The sequence below is a fragment of the Nostoc sp. UHCC 0870 genome (genome assembly GCF_022063185.1).
Classification (GTDB): domain Bacteria; phylum Cyanobacteriota; class Cyanobacteriia; order Cyanobacteriales; family Nostocaceae; genus Trichormus.
Window position 1 is genome coordinate 2796137 of sequence record NZ_CP091913.1, and the last position, 15211, is coordinate 2811347.

General features: G+C 41.9%; 13 protein-coding genes. 8 read left to right on the forward strand and 5 right to left on the reverse strand.

The window, feature by feature from the left end:
* Positions 1 to 217 precede the first annotated feature (217 nt).
* The 4 genes from L6494_RS12190 to L6494_RS12205 all read left to right on the forward strand — a co-directional run bounded on the left by L6494_RS12190 (position 218) and on the right by L6494_RS12205 (position 4529).
* Positions 218 to 1975 carry an iron uptake porin gene (locus tag L6494_RS12190; RefSeq protein WP_237995200.1) on the forward strand — a complete coding sequence of 586 codons (1758 nt, stop codon included), beginning with the start codon at positions 218 to 220 and terminating at the stop codon, positions 1973 to 1975.
* A 329-nt stretch (positions 1976 to 2304) separates the two neighbouring features.
* The gene (locus tag L6494_RS12195) at positions 2305 to 2742 is read left to right on the forward strand and encodes an RrF2 family transcriptional regulator (protein ID WP_237995202.1); all 438 of its coding nucleotides are present in this window, start codon (positions 2305 to 2307) and stop codon (positions 2740 to 2742) included.
* 107 nt (positions 2743 to 2849) lie between these two features.
* Entirely contained in the window at positions 2850 to 3812 is a 963-nt protein-coding gene (cysK, locus tag L6494_RS12200) for a cysteine synthase A (protein WP_237995203.1), read from the forward strand.
* Positions 3813 to 3827: 15 nt separating this feature from the next.
* A complete protein-coding gene (locus L6494_RS12205; protein ID WP_237995205.1) occupies positions 3828 to 4529 on the forward strand; it encodes a J domain-containing protein in 702 nt (233 codons plus the stop codon).
* 40 nt (positions 4530 to 4569) lie between these two features.
* Here L6494_RS12205 and L6494_RS12210 read toward each other — a convergent pair whose 3' ends face one another.
* Complete coding sequence (locus L6494_RS12210; protein ID WP_237995207.1) at positions 4570 to 5784, reverse strand: GTPase family protein; 1215 nt, start codon at positions 5782 to 5784, stop codon at positions 4570 to 4572.
* Positions 5785 to 5918: 134 nt separating this feature from the next.
* On the opposite strand from L6494_RS12210, the gene L6494_RS12215 reads away from it, so the two are divergent.
* Entirely contained in the window at positions 5919 to 6791 is an 873-nt protein-coding gene (locus L6494_RS12215; RefSeq protein WP_237995209.1) for a 6-carboxytetrahydropterin synthase, read from the forward strand.
* Positions 6792 to 6915: 124 nt separating this feature from the next.
* Here L6494_RS12215 and L6494_RS12220 read toward each other — a convergent pair whose 3' ends face one another.
* Together L6494_RS12220 and L6494_RS12225 are read right to left on the reverse strand one after the other, a co-directional pair.
* On the reverse strand, positions 6916 to 8334 hold the full coding sequence (locus tag L6494_RS12220) for an LCP family protein (RefSeq protein WP_237995211.1): 1419 nt from the start codon (positions 8332 to 8334) through the stop codon (positions 6916 to 6918).
* Between the two features lie 477 nt (positions 8335 to 8811).
* Positions 8812 to 9255 (reverse strand): hypothetical protein, encoded by a 444-nt coding sequence (locus tag L6494_RS12225; RefSeq protein WP_442946995.1) that lies wholly within the window; start codon positions 9253 to 9255, stop codon positions 8812 to 8814.
* Between the two features lie 111 nt (positions 9256 to 9366).
* Between L6494_RS12225 and L6494_RS12230 the strand changes: the two genes are divergently transcribed.
* The gene (locus L6494_RS12230) at positions 9367 to 10548 is read left to right on the forward strand and encodes an AI-2E family transporter (RefSeq protein ID WP_237995213.1); all 1182 of its coding nucleotides are present in this window, start codon (positions 9367 to 9369) and stop codon (positions 10546 to 10548) included.
* Positions 10549 to 10601: 53 nt separating this feature from the next.
* Here the strand turns inward: L6494_RS12230 and L6494_RS12235 are convergent, their stop codons facing one another.
* Together L6494_RS12235 and L6494_RS12240 are read right to left on the reverse strand one after the other, a co-directional pair.
* Positions 10602 to 11930 (reverse strand): serpin family protein, encoded by a 1329-nt coding sequence (locus L6494_RS12235; RefSeq protein ID WP_237995215.1) that lies wholly within the window; start codon positions 11928 to 11930, stop codon positions 10602 to 10604.
* 316 nt (positions 11931 to 12246) lie between these two features.
* Positions 12247 to 13839: a S8 family serine peptidase gene (locus L6494_RS12240; RefSeq protein ID WP_237995217.1), complete on the reverse strand. Its 1593-nt coding sequence runs from the start codon at positions 13837 to 13839 to the stop codon at positions 12247 to 12249.
* A gap of 174 nt (positions 13840 to 14013) precedes the next feature.
* Between L6494_RS12240 and rpe the strand changes: the two genes are divergently transcribed.
* Positions 14014 to 14721 carry a ribulose-phosphate 3-epimerase gene (rpe, locus tag L6494_RS12245; RefSeq protein WP_190706910.1) on the forward strand — a complete coding sequence of 236 codons (708 nt, stop codon included), beginning with the start codon at positions 14014 to 14016 and terminating at the stop codon, positions 14719 to 14721.
* Between the two features lie 143 nt (positions 14722 to 14864).
* Positions 14865 to 15194, forward strand: a complete 330-nt coding sequence (locus tag L6494_RS12250) for an MgPME-cyclase complex family protein (RefSeq protein WP_237995226.1) — start codon at positions 14865 to 14867, stop codon at positions 15192 to 15194.
* Positions 15195 to 15211: the final 17 nt, after the last annotated feature.

Sequence of the window (15211 nt, forward strand, 5' to 3'; positions counted from 1 at the left end):
AATACTCTATAATAATAAGCTATATAGTTATGTTTTTGCGTGAGTTGATCACATGAATTTTTAACAATTAAGTTAATCAGTTATTAGCTTTGCAAAAACTAAAATTGTGGTAGTGGCAACTACGCCTCATCGACAGATTGGAATAAAATGTCGCGTATTTGAGAATTAAGTGCAGCGAAAACAATTATCTATACAAGGTGTGAGGAGAAAAGTAAAAATGTCTAATCTATTGTGGAAATCCCTAGTGGTTAGCCCTGCGGTATTAGGAGCAACACTGTTAGTTTCTTCAACAGCGATCGCAGCCCCCAGTACAACCACAGAAGTACCAGCAACTGTAGTCCCAACAACTGAAGTAGCAACCACAGAAACCAAGGTGTCTGAAGTTGCTCCAGAGCCAGTAATTGTGGCTCAATCAGCCCCAATGGCTGAAGATACAAAAGTAATAAACCAAGTTAACCTTTATAGTAACGAAGGCAGAGCTAACAATTCTCAGTCCCAAGTTACATCAGTTTCTCAGTTCTCCGACGTACAACCAACCGATTGGGCATTCCAAGCATTGCAGTCCTTGGTTGAGCGTTACGGTTGTATTGCTGGTTATCCCAACGGCACATATCGCGGTAACAGAGCTTTAACCCGTTATGAATTTGCCGCAGGTTTGAACGCCTGTTTGGATCGGGTCAACGAACTGATTGCTACAGCAACAGCTGACTTAGTAACTAAAGAAGATTTAGCTACCCTACAACGCCTGCAAGAAGAATTTTCTGCTGAACTAGCAACCTTGCGTGGTCGTGTAGATGCCTTAGAAGCACGGACTGCGGAATTGGAAGCCAACCAATTCTCCACCACCACCAAACTTGCCGGTGAAGCTATTTTTGCGGTGAGTGATGTGTTTGGCGACCAAGCCGGAGACAATAATAACACCGTCTTCCAAAACAGAGTCCGTCTCAGCTTAAACACCAGCTTCACAGGTAGAGACCTGTTAACCACCCGTCTAGCGGCTGGTAATGCTAATGCTTTTGACCTCAATGGTACTGGTGGTGACGGCATACAAACCAGTGGTGAAGGCACACAAACATTCCAAGTTGGTAGCACTGGTAACAACAATGTAACCATAGATCGACTGACCTATGAAGCACCCGTAGGGCCTGCTCAAGTTTACTTGGCTGCTGCTGGTGGACGACACAGCCATTATGCTGCTGTTAACAACCCCTACTTCTTTGACAAAACAGATGGTGGTAACGGTGCGTTATCTACCTTCTCTTCGGAAAGCCCCATCTATCGGATTGGCGGTGGTGCTGGTATAGCTGTCAACCTACCCTTTGGTAGAGGTGGCGGTATCCTCAGACCAAGTTCCCTAACTGTAGGTTATTTAGGTTCTGAAGCTAATGATCCTGGTACTGGTTCAGGTATCTTTAACGGTAACTATGCCGCATTAGGTCAGTTGAACTTTAGTGTAGGCGATCGCATAGCGTTAGCTGCAACTTACGTTCACGGTTACAGTGGTACAGGAACTAATCTATTTGCCAATGAAGATGGCAACGTCTTAGTAGGTACTCCGCTAGCTAACCGCGCCATTAATCCAATTGCTGCATCCTCCAGCAACTCCTACGGTTTATCAGCAGCCTTTAGACCTAGTGATAAATTATCATTTAGTGGCTTTGTTTCTTATACCGATGTTACAGGCTTTGGCATTGGTGATGATAGAGAAGTTTGGTCTTATGGTGTGGGCGTAGCATTACCTGACTTTGGTAAGCAAGGTAACGTATTAGGTATTTTTGCAGGCGCACAACCCTACGCTCGTGGTGTTGTAGCTGGTTCTAACGATATTCCCTACCAAGTTGAAGGTTTCTACAAGTACCGCGTATCTGACAACATTTCCATCACCCCTGGTGTCATCTGGTTGACCAATATTAATCAAAATGGCAACAACGATGATGCGATTATCGGTACTCTAAGAACTACTTTCACCTTCTAGAGCATTCCGAATCGGTTCAACATTTTAAACATAAAAACCCTGCTTTAAAGCGGGGTTTTTTTATGTTTAACTACTTATTGTATATAAAAATGCCGAAAATCCTTAAAAAACAGCAATATAGTTGTAATTTTCGGTCGAATCAGGACTGAAGTCCTTACTACGAACTATAGGACTCATATCAATACTGCTTGGTTAAGGCCAAAAAATCACGAATTAGCATAAGACAGAAACCCTAGTGGTGAACCGGAGTATACTAGAGAAGGTTAAACATAACGTGAAAAGTCAGGTCAACTCTCTCATAATTTCATTCATCACTTAATTTTTTGCTTGTGGAAATATCGTGTAAATCAGAATACGCAATTCTTGCCTTATTAGAGATGGCAACTTATTACGAAAGCGGCGAACCCATGCAAATTCGACAAATCGCCGCCCAGCAAAAAATCCCTGATCGTTATTTGGAGCAGTTGCTGGCGACCTTAAGGCGTGGAGGGATACTCAAAAGCCAACGCGGGTCAAAAGGGGGCTATTTTTTAGCGCGAGAACCTCGCAAAATCAACTTGCTGGAAATATTAGAATGTTTGGAAGGGTTAGATGTGAGGACGGGTGAAGATAATGACAATTCGAAGACTTTAGACGGTGCAGTGATAGAAGACATTTGGCAAGAAGCTTGTCAAGCTGCTAATTCTGTGTTGCAAAATTACACCCTTCAGGATCTTTGCGAAAAAAGAGATTCGCGGCGGCAGTTGGATATTATGTACTACATTTAGTCCATAGTTATTGGTCATTAGTCAATCGTAAAGAAAGCTGTGGACTCTAGACTATAAACGCTGAGATTATGGATAAATGATTAATAAATAATGGATAAGGAAAAAATATGCGGATTGCTAATAACATTACAGAATTGATTGGTCGGACACCTTTAGTGCAGTTGAATCGCATTCCCCAAGCTGAGGGATGTGTGGCACAAATTTTAGTCAAACTGGAAAGCATGAACCCGTCGTCATCCGTGAAAGACAGAATTGGCGTGAGTATGATTAATGATGCCGAAGAGGAAGGGTTAATTGCTCCTGGAAAGACAGTATTGGTAGAACCCACATCGGGAAATACAGGTATTGCATTAGCGATGGCTGCTGCTGCTAAGGGTTATCGCTTAATTTTAACTATGCCGGAGACTATGAGTGGTGAACGGCGGGCAATGTTGCGGGCTTTTGGTGCAGAATTGGAACTTACCCCAGGAATGGAAGGGATGAGTGGGGCAATTCGCCGGGCGCAGGAGATAGTTAATACTACGCCCCATGCTTATATGTTGCAGCAGTTCCGCAACCCAGCCAACGTGAAAATACATCGGGAAACTACAGCCGAAGAAATTTGGCAAGATACCGACGGACAGGTAGATATGATTGTGGCAGGGGTGGGTACAGGTGGTACGATCACAGGTGTAGCGGAAGTGCTGAAAAGTCGTAAACCTAGCTTTCAAGCGATCGCAGTTGAACCAACCAACAGCCCAGTTTTATCAGGCGGTAAACCAGGCCCCCATAAAATCCAAGGTATTGGTGCGGGGTTTATTCCCCAGGTACTGAAGGTAGACTTAATTGATGAAGTGATTACAGTCAGTGATGAAGAAGCGATCGCTTATAGTCGGCGTTTAGCCAGAGAAGAAGGGCTATTATCTGGAATTTCTAGTGGTGCAGCTTTATGTGCTGCTGTTCGTGTAGCCCAACGCCCAGAAAATGCGGGACGCTTAATCGTGATGATTCAGCCCAGTTTTGGCGAAAGATATTTGAGTACGCCGTTATTCCAAGACCTAGAGGCTAAGGTAGCCACTAGCGTCAGCTAACAATCAAGTGGATGAATGGTCGATTTTAAACAAGATTCTAACCACTATGACACTCTCAAAGTGAGTTCTAGTGCTAGCCAAGCGGAGATTAAGCAAGCCTATCGCCGCTTGGTGAAATTATTTCATCCTGATAGTAATCAGGACACGGCTAACCATGAGCAGATTATCCGCATTAACGCAGCCTATGAAGTTTTAGGCGATAGTCAAACTCGCCTCAATTATGACAATCAACTGCGGGGTGAGTCTCTCAAATTAAATAGCGATCGCCTACAGCGTACAGCCTCAGCGCAAAAACATTACCAAACTAAACGTAAGTCAGGAAAAGACGCTGATGAGCAAGTTGAGGAATGGCTGCGCCTAGTATATCAACCAGTCAATCGCTTACTGTGCAGTATTCTCAATTCTCTAGAAGAGCAAATTGAAGAACTCGCCGCCGATCCTTTTGATGATGAATTGCTAGATGAATTTCAGGAATATTTACAACAGTGTAAAGCAGACCTTAAACAAGCTCAAATTACTTTTCGTTCCTTACCTAATCCTCCCAGTCTAGCTAGAGCCGCAGCTCATCTCTACTACAGCCTCAGTCAAGTGGGAGATGGATTAGAAGAGTTGGCTTACTTTCCCTTGAACTATGATGAGCGTTATCTGCACACTGGGCAAGAACTATTCCGCATCGCCACAAGATTGCATTGTGAAGCGCAAGCATCTGTGGAGTAGTGATGACTCCTTTCTATAATTCTAGGGCAGAAGCTAAGGCTCAATGCTGCCTTTCCTTTGATTGTGGCAGAAAATACGCGATCGCTGCATCCCCTAAACCTTGTGTGGAGATCGCACCTGCACTTGCAGCCAGCACGCTACCAAACCCAGGTATAAATTTTAAAGCAATATCTGCAATACCAATCATACCAGCATTTGCTCCAACACCTACTCCTCCAGTTACAAGAGAATCTTTGAGAATCTGTTCTGAAAACTCCTTTCCACTGAGCCAGCCAATATACATAACCATAAAAGTTTGAATCGTAACCACTACTGGTATTGCTGCACCTGGAATAGGATTTGCAGAAACAAAACCACACAAGGCAGTACAAGCGGTAACAACTATCCTAGCAACATGGAGTTGAAATTTTGTAATCTGCGCCATCCGTGATAAAGAGCCGTGTATCTCTTTAGGCGTGTAGTTGATCATTTTTTCTACTAATTCAGTAATATTCCACCGATCGTCTTCTTCAGAAAGAATTAAACCGTTTTCCCCATCTTCGTATTCAGCATATGCAACAGTGGGAATAACATCTTTGACAGATTCCCTTAATCCTGGTCTTGCTTTCAAAAAGGCAAGAAAACTTTTAACTTGTTCCTGAATATTGCGGTTTTTTGTTTCGTTGTCAGTGGGTAACGAAACTTTTGGAGGTGATACTTCATCACATTTTGTTAAAACTCCAATCACAGGTAAATCGCGCCGATACAGTTTCTTTATTTCTCCAACGATTAATTCACACTCATCAAGATCGTTGTGAGCAGCAGCATGAACCTCTGTTGCTTTACATAAGAAGAGAATGACATCTGGGCAATCTTTTTTTACAGCTTGCATGATGCTTTCATAAGGCGTTTTTGCCGCATCATATTGTCTGGGTGCTTGAGACTCCTGTAAACCTCTTGTGTCTAATATATGGAGTACATCACTACCATGATGGTAGTATTTCTTCCACTCAGCCATACCTGTTTCTGGTTTTGTATGGCTGACTTTTGCAACCTTTAAACCACAAATGGCGTTAATTAATGATGATTTACCGGATCTAGAACGACCAATTACCATGATTCGTGGTGGACGCATTCCTTGGATAACAGAGCGTAAATTGTCCAATTTTTGCTGTAGTTCTTCCTTAAATCCGAATAATCCAGGCAGTGTGTTCACGATCTTTAGCAGTTCTGTTACCAGAGATTCGTTACGGTTCAATGCTTCGGAGTTAGTCATATTTAAAATTCCTAGTCTGACATTCATTCTTCTTATGGATATGGATATGATTCCCATAACTACAGGCAAAGAATTAGTTTATGCTGTAAATAGTGAAAGATTAAGAAATTTTAAATTCTGCTCCCAGTGTACTCATGCAATGTATTGTAAATCGCCGCGCTCAGTTTTCGGCAAGCCATCGCTATTGGTTGCCAGAATTGAGTCCAGCCGAAAATATTGAGAAATTTGGTGCTTGCTCTAAATTTCCTGGACATGGACACAACTATGTCTTATTTGTCTCTATGGCTGGAGAACTTGATGAATATGGTATGGTGTTGAACTTGTCTGACGTGAAACACGTAATTAAAAGCGAAGTTACCAGCCAATTGGACTTTTCTTATCTCAATGATGTCTGGGCAGACTTTCAGCAAACTTTGCCTACGACCGAGAATATTGCACGGGTTATTTGGCAGCGACTAGCACCCCACTTACCACTAGTCCGCATACAGTTGTTTGAACATCCTGAACTTTGGGCAGATTACATAGGAAACGGAATGGAAGCTTACCTAACTATTAGCACTCACTTTAGCGCAGCCCATCGGCTAGCACATCCTCAACTCAGTGATCAAGATAATGCTGAGATTTACGGTAAATGCGCTCGTCCCCACGGACACGGACATAATTACCACTTGGAAGTAACTGTTAAAGGTGAAATTGATCAGCGTACTGGGATGATTGCCGATTTAGGTGCTTTAAATCAGGCGATAGATGATCATGTGCTAGAAGCATTTGACCACAGCTTTTTAAACAAAGATATTCCTTACTTTGCAGAGGTTGTACCAACTGCTGAGAATATCGCTCTGTATATTAGTAATTTACTGCGATCGCCTGTACAAAACCTAGGTGCAAAGCTACACAAGATAAAACTCATCGAAAGCCCAAATAACTCCTGCGAGATTTACTGCACGGATGCTGAATCTAACACTGTTAGTGCAGTACAAAATCAACCAGTTTTAGCACGCATTTAAATGAGTAATGAGTAATGAGTAAGAAGTAATAGGAATGAAATTTTTAGAGACGCGAAATTTTGCGTCTCTCTTGCTTTGAACGTTAAACCCCTACATTTTGTGAAAAGACAAGACTTTTGAATTATCAAAAATTACTGGAATTCTCTAACCACTCTTTTTTTTCCAACCAATCTCTACCTACCTGGATACTAATATCAGAATTGAGACTACCGGTACTTTCTACGCGGACTTCTCCAAAACCTAAAGTATTGCGAATTGATTCTGCACTATCGCCATCGCCCTTTTGAGCGATAATTTTAGTCATTTCCAAAGGTTCAGACCACTCTTTATAAATATATATATTGCGATATCCGGCTTTTTCCAAAGTTTTGATCAAAGGACGGAGTTGAGAGCGATCGCTATCTGTGCTACCTGTGCTATCTTGTATTGCTACCTTTAACGCGCCCGGCTCAGTAATTTGGCGTTCCGAGAATGATTCTAAACCAAAGTGCTGAGACATCAAGTTGGTAATACCTCTTTTACTCGGTATCCAATAGCTAGCATCATACTCACCATTTTCGCTAAAGCGACCAGGTAACATAAACATTTGCATATTAGCCCGGTTGGTGCGGACTCCAAAGCCCAATAGTGCCACCAATTCTTCAACAGTTAAATTAGTATCGATGTTATCTTTGACCACGTTGAGAATTTTTGGTAATTGAGTTACTGTAGCGGGGTTGAGACTCTGGTCAATCAATGCCCGAATTACCATTTGCTGGCGTTGAATGCGGCCAATATCTCCCAGTGCATCATGGCGAAAGCGAAGTAATTGTAGTGCTTGATCGCCGTTGAGATGCTGCTTACCTGCCTTTAAATTAATATATAGATGTTGAGAGTCATCTTGATATTTCATATCTTTGGGAACATGGACTGTGACTCCACCCAAAGCATCAATCAGTTTGCCCACCCCTAAAACATTAATGCGGATGTAGCGATCAATTCCTGCACCCCCCAAGACATTGCTAACTGTTTTAGCAGTTAAAGCCGGGCCACCTTCAACATTGGCAGCATTAATTTTCCTTGTCCCATAACCCTCAATTTCGGTGCGGGTATCCCTGGGAATAGACAAAATCGCTATTTTTTTCTTCTCTGGTTGAAATTGAACTAAAAGCATTACATCCGCAAGACCATCAAAGGAATTGATTTGCGGTAAATGTCGGAGGTTTTGGGTATCAGGAGGAGGATTCCGTACATCTGGCGGTAGTACACTCATACCCATAACAAGAAGATTTACGGGACGAGTTAATTCTGAGAATCGTAACCCATTACCAGCAATGCGATCGCCATCAAAGACAGCTTCTTCTTGGGGACTAAGCTCTGCTTGTTGTAACTGTGTACCACTTAAAGACACTGCCAACAACGCCCCGGCTGTTGCCGATACCATAGCAATACCACTCATCCCCACCCAGAACCATAGCCAACGCCCAGACTTGGCATTTTTCTGCCTGGACTTAGGGACTCTCGCTGATTGGTTTCCTTCGGTCGAAGTTCTTTGACTGGTCACAGACTGCCTCACACTTAACTGATTAAATTATGTATATTTGCCGACTAACAATTAATGCAGATAAATCAACCCATAATAGCTAACTTTTAATAAACCATGCTGATCTGTAAATACAGCGTCAACCACAACACTTATAGCAGGATTTTTTGTTAGTTGTGGCAAATCTTTCAATGTTTTCTTGAAGTATGACAACAATTCAGTCAGTTTGACTAGATGTAGACAGAATATTTTTGGGAATTGGGGATTGGGGACTTGGTGGGGATTAGGGATTAGATACTATTTATATAGTGTAGAGGTTTGAATTTTGAGTGTTTTTACTTGGGTTGAGGTTTTCTCTTTAATTGATGGTGGGGAATATATCTAGAGACATTCTCTCTTTTGACAAAAATGTAAAGGTTTAAAGCCATACTGGGTTTTGCTAACACCTCTTGTAGACAAATTAGCTTTCCCTGTCACCTGTCACCTGTTCCCTTTCCCCTAATCCAATAATTTTTCTGCCAAGTTGCTTAACCCTGGTAAACGGTGAGACTTACCTCGAATGATTCTGAAAATCAGCCAGAGACTTACCAAAAAATAACCAGATGTACAAAAACTATTGAGGATTAACAGGCGCAGGGCTAAAAAATCGGTAGTTGCTGACCCAGTGGCTAATAAGGCATAGCCCAAAAGCCAGGTAAATGCCAGAGTAATAGACAGACGACTAACGGCTAGTTGTTCCCGATTACCTTGGCGGCGATAAACCATCCATAGGGAGGGAAAGAAACCTAACACGGGTATTAAATATAAAATCAACTGTGTTTTGGCATTTTTTGCATCTTTTTTATCAAGTAGGGATTGGGTAACGTCTTCTTCCACACTCCCCATTTCCCAGTCTTTACTCTCTTGATACAGAGAATGATCACTCGATTCCGAATTTTTCATAAGATATTTTGTCAAATCCTAAACTAGAGGGATGAATGACAGTGGTGTAGTTAGAGATAATAAGCTATAGATTCAGAATTTTATTGAGTTCTATCCCGCAATCGGTTTAAGATGCAGACACGCAAGCTATTCAACTGGTGGCAGACACTAACACCAATAGCGAGAATTGGGGCGATCGCTATCTTCGCCCCATTGTTGGTTCTCAATGGTTGGGCATTTGCCGCAATTTTTAATTATTTCCATTCCCTCATAGCTATTTTAGTTGGAGCTTCAGTTTTAGCATTTCTACTCAACTATCCCGTTAGCTGGATGGAGCATCACGGTGCAAAACGAGAGCAAGTAGCTATTTTAGTGTTTTTGCTGGCTCTATCGGTGCTTTTAGCTTTAGGTGTAACCCTGTTTCCCTTGGCACTTACCCAAGCACAACAATTAGTGGCTCGCCTTCCCGAATTAATTGATTCTGGGCGATCGCAATTAATGATGTTGAACGAAAAAGCCGAAGTGATGGGCTTACCTCTTAACCTTGATGCTTTGGTAGTGCAAATTAACGATCGCGTCAAGGGACAATTGCAGGCGATCGCTGGGCAAGTTTTAAATCTGGCTGTGGTGACATTCACCAGCTTGCTAGATTTTCTCTTGACGATGGTGTTAACTTTCTATCTTTTGCAGCACGGCGGAGAACTTTGGGAAAGTCTAGTCGAATGGCTACCAACAAGATTTCGTCACCCTTTTTCCCAAACGGTACGCCTCAGCTTTCAAAATTTCTTTATTACCCAGCTAATTTTATCTACTTGTATGGCCTCAGCCCTGATTCCTACATTTTTGTGGCTGAAAGTGCCTTTTGGTCTATTATTTGGCCTAACTATTGGCATTATGGCTCTCGTCCCGTTTGGCGGTTCTGTAGGTATTGCCCTCACTACTTCCCTAGTGGCGTTGCAAGATTTCTCGATGGGTGTGAGAGTTTTAATCGCAGCTGTGATTGTGCAGCAAATTTTAGAGAACTTGATTGCACCCCGGATTTTAGGCAGTTTTACTGGGTTAAATCCTGTGTGGATATTAATTTCTGTGTTAACAGGAGCTAGAGTTGGCGGACTTTTAGGGGTAATAGTAGCTGTACCTACGGCTGTGATTATTAAGACTGCTCTAACTGCTTTGCGTCCTACTAGCTTGATCACTGAAGCAGAGGAAAGTACAAGTCACACAGAGACAAGTACATCAATCACGCCAGGAGAGAACCCCAAAGCAGAGACAAAAAAGGCTTTGAACGTTTCTGAACAGCCAACTTTACCTTAATTTCCACACGCAACATTTTAGTAGAGACGTGATTAATCCCGTCTCTACCTCATTTACTTTGGATCAACGATCGCACCCATAAATAAAATGCTCCCTGTCTGATTGTCACGAATTGCAGTGAAGAAGGGACGGTCAACAATCATTTTAAATGGTACTTGTGGCTCTCTGAAAGATGTGGCAACTATACCTACAGAAGTGGCTGCACTAGCTTCTGTACCTTCTTCGTTGACTTCTACAAAAGTTTTATGTCTCACCTGGCTGATAGCTAGATTTTTGCCGATACCGGAAAAATTAGCCTGTTGACTAAAAGCCTCTCCCATGCCTAAAGCTTTGAGTGCATCGTTGAGGGTAATATCATAGTCTGTCTGAAAGCGAGGTAACTTAATTGATCCTTCCCGCTTGCTAAATTGAGACATCCATTTGTCCCAGTTTTCAGCATTCAAGTTTTGCGAGAAGGCTTTAAGATTAGAGTTCTGCTTGGGTAAAAAGATGTACAGACTAACTTTACCATCCTGACCATAAGGCAAACTCACAGCCTGAAATTGTTCAGTTTCGTAGTATTTATAATCACCCGTCTGCGACATCATGGGGTGTGGTTTTTGCTGAGTTGGTGAGATGTAAAAGGGTTGGGGTTTAGTTTGAGTTTGATCAAACTTCTCGGTCCATTGCCCCTTAAAATATATGGCATTCACCAAAAACAGCATTTGATTTGGTTCTATTTTGTTAACAATGCTATCGATTTTGCCATTGGTGTTATCTTTTACCCATTTGTTAATGGTATTAGGGGTAGCAGCATCCTGAAAGTCTACAGTTGTGACTTTGGCTTTATAGAAATCTTGGGTTCTCTGAATAAAATCAGGACGCAGGCTAGCATTTTGATTCGCCCATAATGAGTTAGCAATCTTCAGTTGCACATTTTGATCAGGATTTTCTAGCAGCTGGTTGAGTGAAGCGTAAGCAGAGTTAAGTTCTGGTAGATTGATACCCTGTAACTCCAGAGTCTTAGCCATTGCTTGTTGAGTAGAGCCGCTAGCACCATTGTAGGTCATGGACAGAGCGATCGCGATACTGGTAGGCGACACAAAAATGTTCTTAGTGCTACTCTCTTGTTTCCCGATTTCCTTAAATAGTTTAAAGCCAAATTTATTGTTAGCAGAGATGATTTTTGTATCGGGAATTACTGTTTTTTTTTGCACTGAGGACGCTGTTTGAGGTAAATCGGATTGGGCTAACGCACTTGTACTATCATTTACCTGAGAACAACCTAAAACCCCAAACAGAACCACGCTAGCTGCGGCTAGAACATAACGTCTTCCTAAGCTCACAGCGTAACGTCTTTGCAGGAAACTTTCTTTCACACCACTGAATTTCTGCCGAATCATTTTACTACCTCATGTACCAAAATTTTTGACCTGTCTACCAAATATTGACGTTAATGCTGTGTTCACTATTTAATTTTGCATTAACAATAATTTAAATACTCGGCGGTTACAGTTTTGGTAACGGTAATTTTGCGGCAAAAATCAACGGCGACTGCACAAGCTTTTAGTAAATCCACTCATTAAAATTATATTGATTTTCAATACACTTTCATAAAAAAAATTTGTATTCTAAATGACAAAAATCAGGAGTAGAGAGTAGGGATTAGGAAATTTATCCACTATTCCCTGTCACCTGTCACCTGTCACCTGTCACCTCTTAATTAGAAACAGTCCACCATGCCAAACTATATGCTTGAGTAGGTTCGTTGACTTGCTGACGGAACTGCACACGAATTTTGTAGTTACCAGTAGCAGGAACGGGGCAAAAAATGTGTTCTACACTATCAACGTCACTCATTGAAGAACAAATTGTGCCAGCATCGGCATTTTTATTATCGGCTTTGACGAGATAGAGGTCTAAATTATTCAAACCGCGATCGCTAAATTTTTCTCCTAAATCATACATTTGGTTTTTGTTGGTATCCTTGAGTTCCACCAAACGATCCCAACTCAAAGTAATAGAGACAAAACTTCCCCGCTTTAAGGGTTTTGCTAAGGTATAGTCAACAGATTTACTAGCATCTACTTGTCGATAATCCCACCCAACAGCCGGGATAGTAGCAGTCGGTAGCCATTGACCAGCACTAAATTGCTGATAAGCGCGAAAAACATTTAAATGACCCGTTCCCATTTGAGAATCCAAAGGAATTTTTGGGTTTTTATAAGCATCAGAACCTAGCCAATCTTGGTTTTGTTTATCAATCAGCGTCCGCGTCATCCCCAACAGTAAACCATCACCCTTATCTTGGATTTTATCTGCGGAATTGAGCAAAACAGCTTTCATCACTTGATGACGGCGACTATCAATACTCCAATTTGGTTGTTTGCTGCGTAGTTGTCTGTCACCAAACTCTTGGAGTAAAGCCACCGTAGCGGTGACATGAGGTGCAGCAAAGCTTGTACCTGTAACCTTATTTAATTTGCCATCGGGATTGAGCAAAGGAATATTATTACCTGGTGCAACTATACCTATAGAGCGTCGCCCATCCACATTAAATTCCTTACCAGCCAATCGTCCACTAACCCCTTGATTTAAACCCGCCAGATTAGAAACATCGACTTTATTAAAAATCCCCCCGCGCCGGGATGAAAAAGCCACGTTTAATCCGTTAAAATTGTCTGTAGGGATGGGAATACCACCTTTACCCTGATTGCCTGCGATCGCATACAAAACATTATGAACACGACTAGACCAGTCAACACATAAAGTCAACAACGCTTTGCCATCTAAAGTAGCATCTGGTCGGGGGTCACGGTTGAGAGGTTCACCAAAACTAAAGTTAATGGCACGAACATCACCAGTATTTTGCAAAGCTATATGTTGAGCTGATAAACACTCTTCTGGTTGACCCATATTTCTTGTAGAACCGACAGCTGAAGAATAGAGTCTTGCTTGCGGTGCAACTCCAGGTAAACCTTTATCTCTACTGACCATAACGCCAGCCACATTATAAGCATGGGGGTCAACGCTATTATTAGACTTAGCTGGCGCATTGCGTAAGAAAACCCCCGCCAACGATAAAGCACGATTTTTAGACACCGCCTTATCCCAGCCAAACATACCCGGACGACCAATTTCCACCTGACCGATCGCAATTTTCCGACCCAGCAAATTATAAGGAGGTTGATGTAGCCTCAAAACATCAATACCATTAGTTCCTAAAGAACTTGGTAAAGCCGAAGCCAAAACAGGCAAACTCAAACAAGAAGCACCGAAACCCCAAATTATCCAGCTTAATTTTTTATTCATAGTCAATAGTCAATAGTTATTAGTTTATCTATCTTGTATTCTTCCCTGTCACCTGTCCCCTGTCACCTGTCACCTATTCCCTCTCCCCTCTCCCCAATCCCAAAAATTCTCAATATTTTGTTACCTATTTTGTTACAATACTTACAGAAGAGGACGCTTAAGAAGCCACTAGCCATGACCCAAAACCAATCTCAAAAACCAATTGTTATTTCTCCATCTATCCTATCAGCCGACTTTAGTCGATTAGGTGACGAGATTCGCGCTGTAGATGCAGCTGGAGCTGATTGGATTCATGTTGATGTAATGGACGGTCGATTTGTACCTAATATTACGATAGGTCCTCTGGTAGTGGAGGCGATTCGTCCGGTTACAAATAAGCCTCTAGATGTCCATTTGATGATTGTCGAACCAGAAAAATATGTAGAAGGCTTTGCTAAAGCGGGTGCTGATATTATTTCTGTACATTGCGAGCATAATGCTTCCCCACATCTACACCGCACTCTCGGACAAATCAAAGAACTCGGTAAGCAAGCTGGGGTCGTACTTAACCCTGGTACACCTTTAGAACTGATTGAATATGTTCTGGAACTGTGCGACCTCATATTAATTATGAGCGTTAACCCCGGTTTTGGTGGTCAAAGCTTTATCCCTGGGGTAGTGCCAAAAATCCGCAAGCTGCGTCAAATGTGTGATGAGCGCGGTTTAGACCCTTGGATTGAAGTAGATGGTGGACTTAAAGCTAATAATACTTGGCAAGTGTTAGAAGCCGGCGCAAATGCGATCGTAGCTGGTTCTGCTGTATTTAACGCCAAAGATTATGCTGAGGCGATTACCAATATTCGCAACAGCAAACGTCCTACACCAGAATTGGCGAAAGTTTAATGCTGTTGGTAATTTGCATTACTTAAAAAAGTATAAAAAGATTTAGGGTAGGAAGTTTCTTACCCTATTTTTTTTGGTTACTTTATAAATCATATCTAAGCCTTAAAATTATTAGTTAGTTAGCTAGTAATTACAGGATGACAATGCAAACATACTATTACGTTTTGGCCAGCCGTCGCTTTTTGTTGCAAGAAGAACCCATTGAGGAAGTTCTGAAAGAACGCACTCGTCATTACCACGAACAAGAAAAAGAAATTGATTTTTGGCTAGTATCACAACCAGCTTTTTTAGAAGCACCTGAAATGGCTCAAATCAAAGCTAAATGTCCTCAACCCGCAGCTGCTATTATTTCTACTAATTCCCAATTTATTACTTGGCTGAAACTGCGGTTAGAATATGTCATTACAGGAGAATTTCCAGCTCCTTCTGGAACAATTCCGAATCCTATAGCATCCCTTGCTCCTGTATCTTGAGCAATGAGTCAATAGTC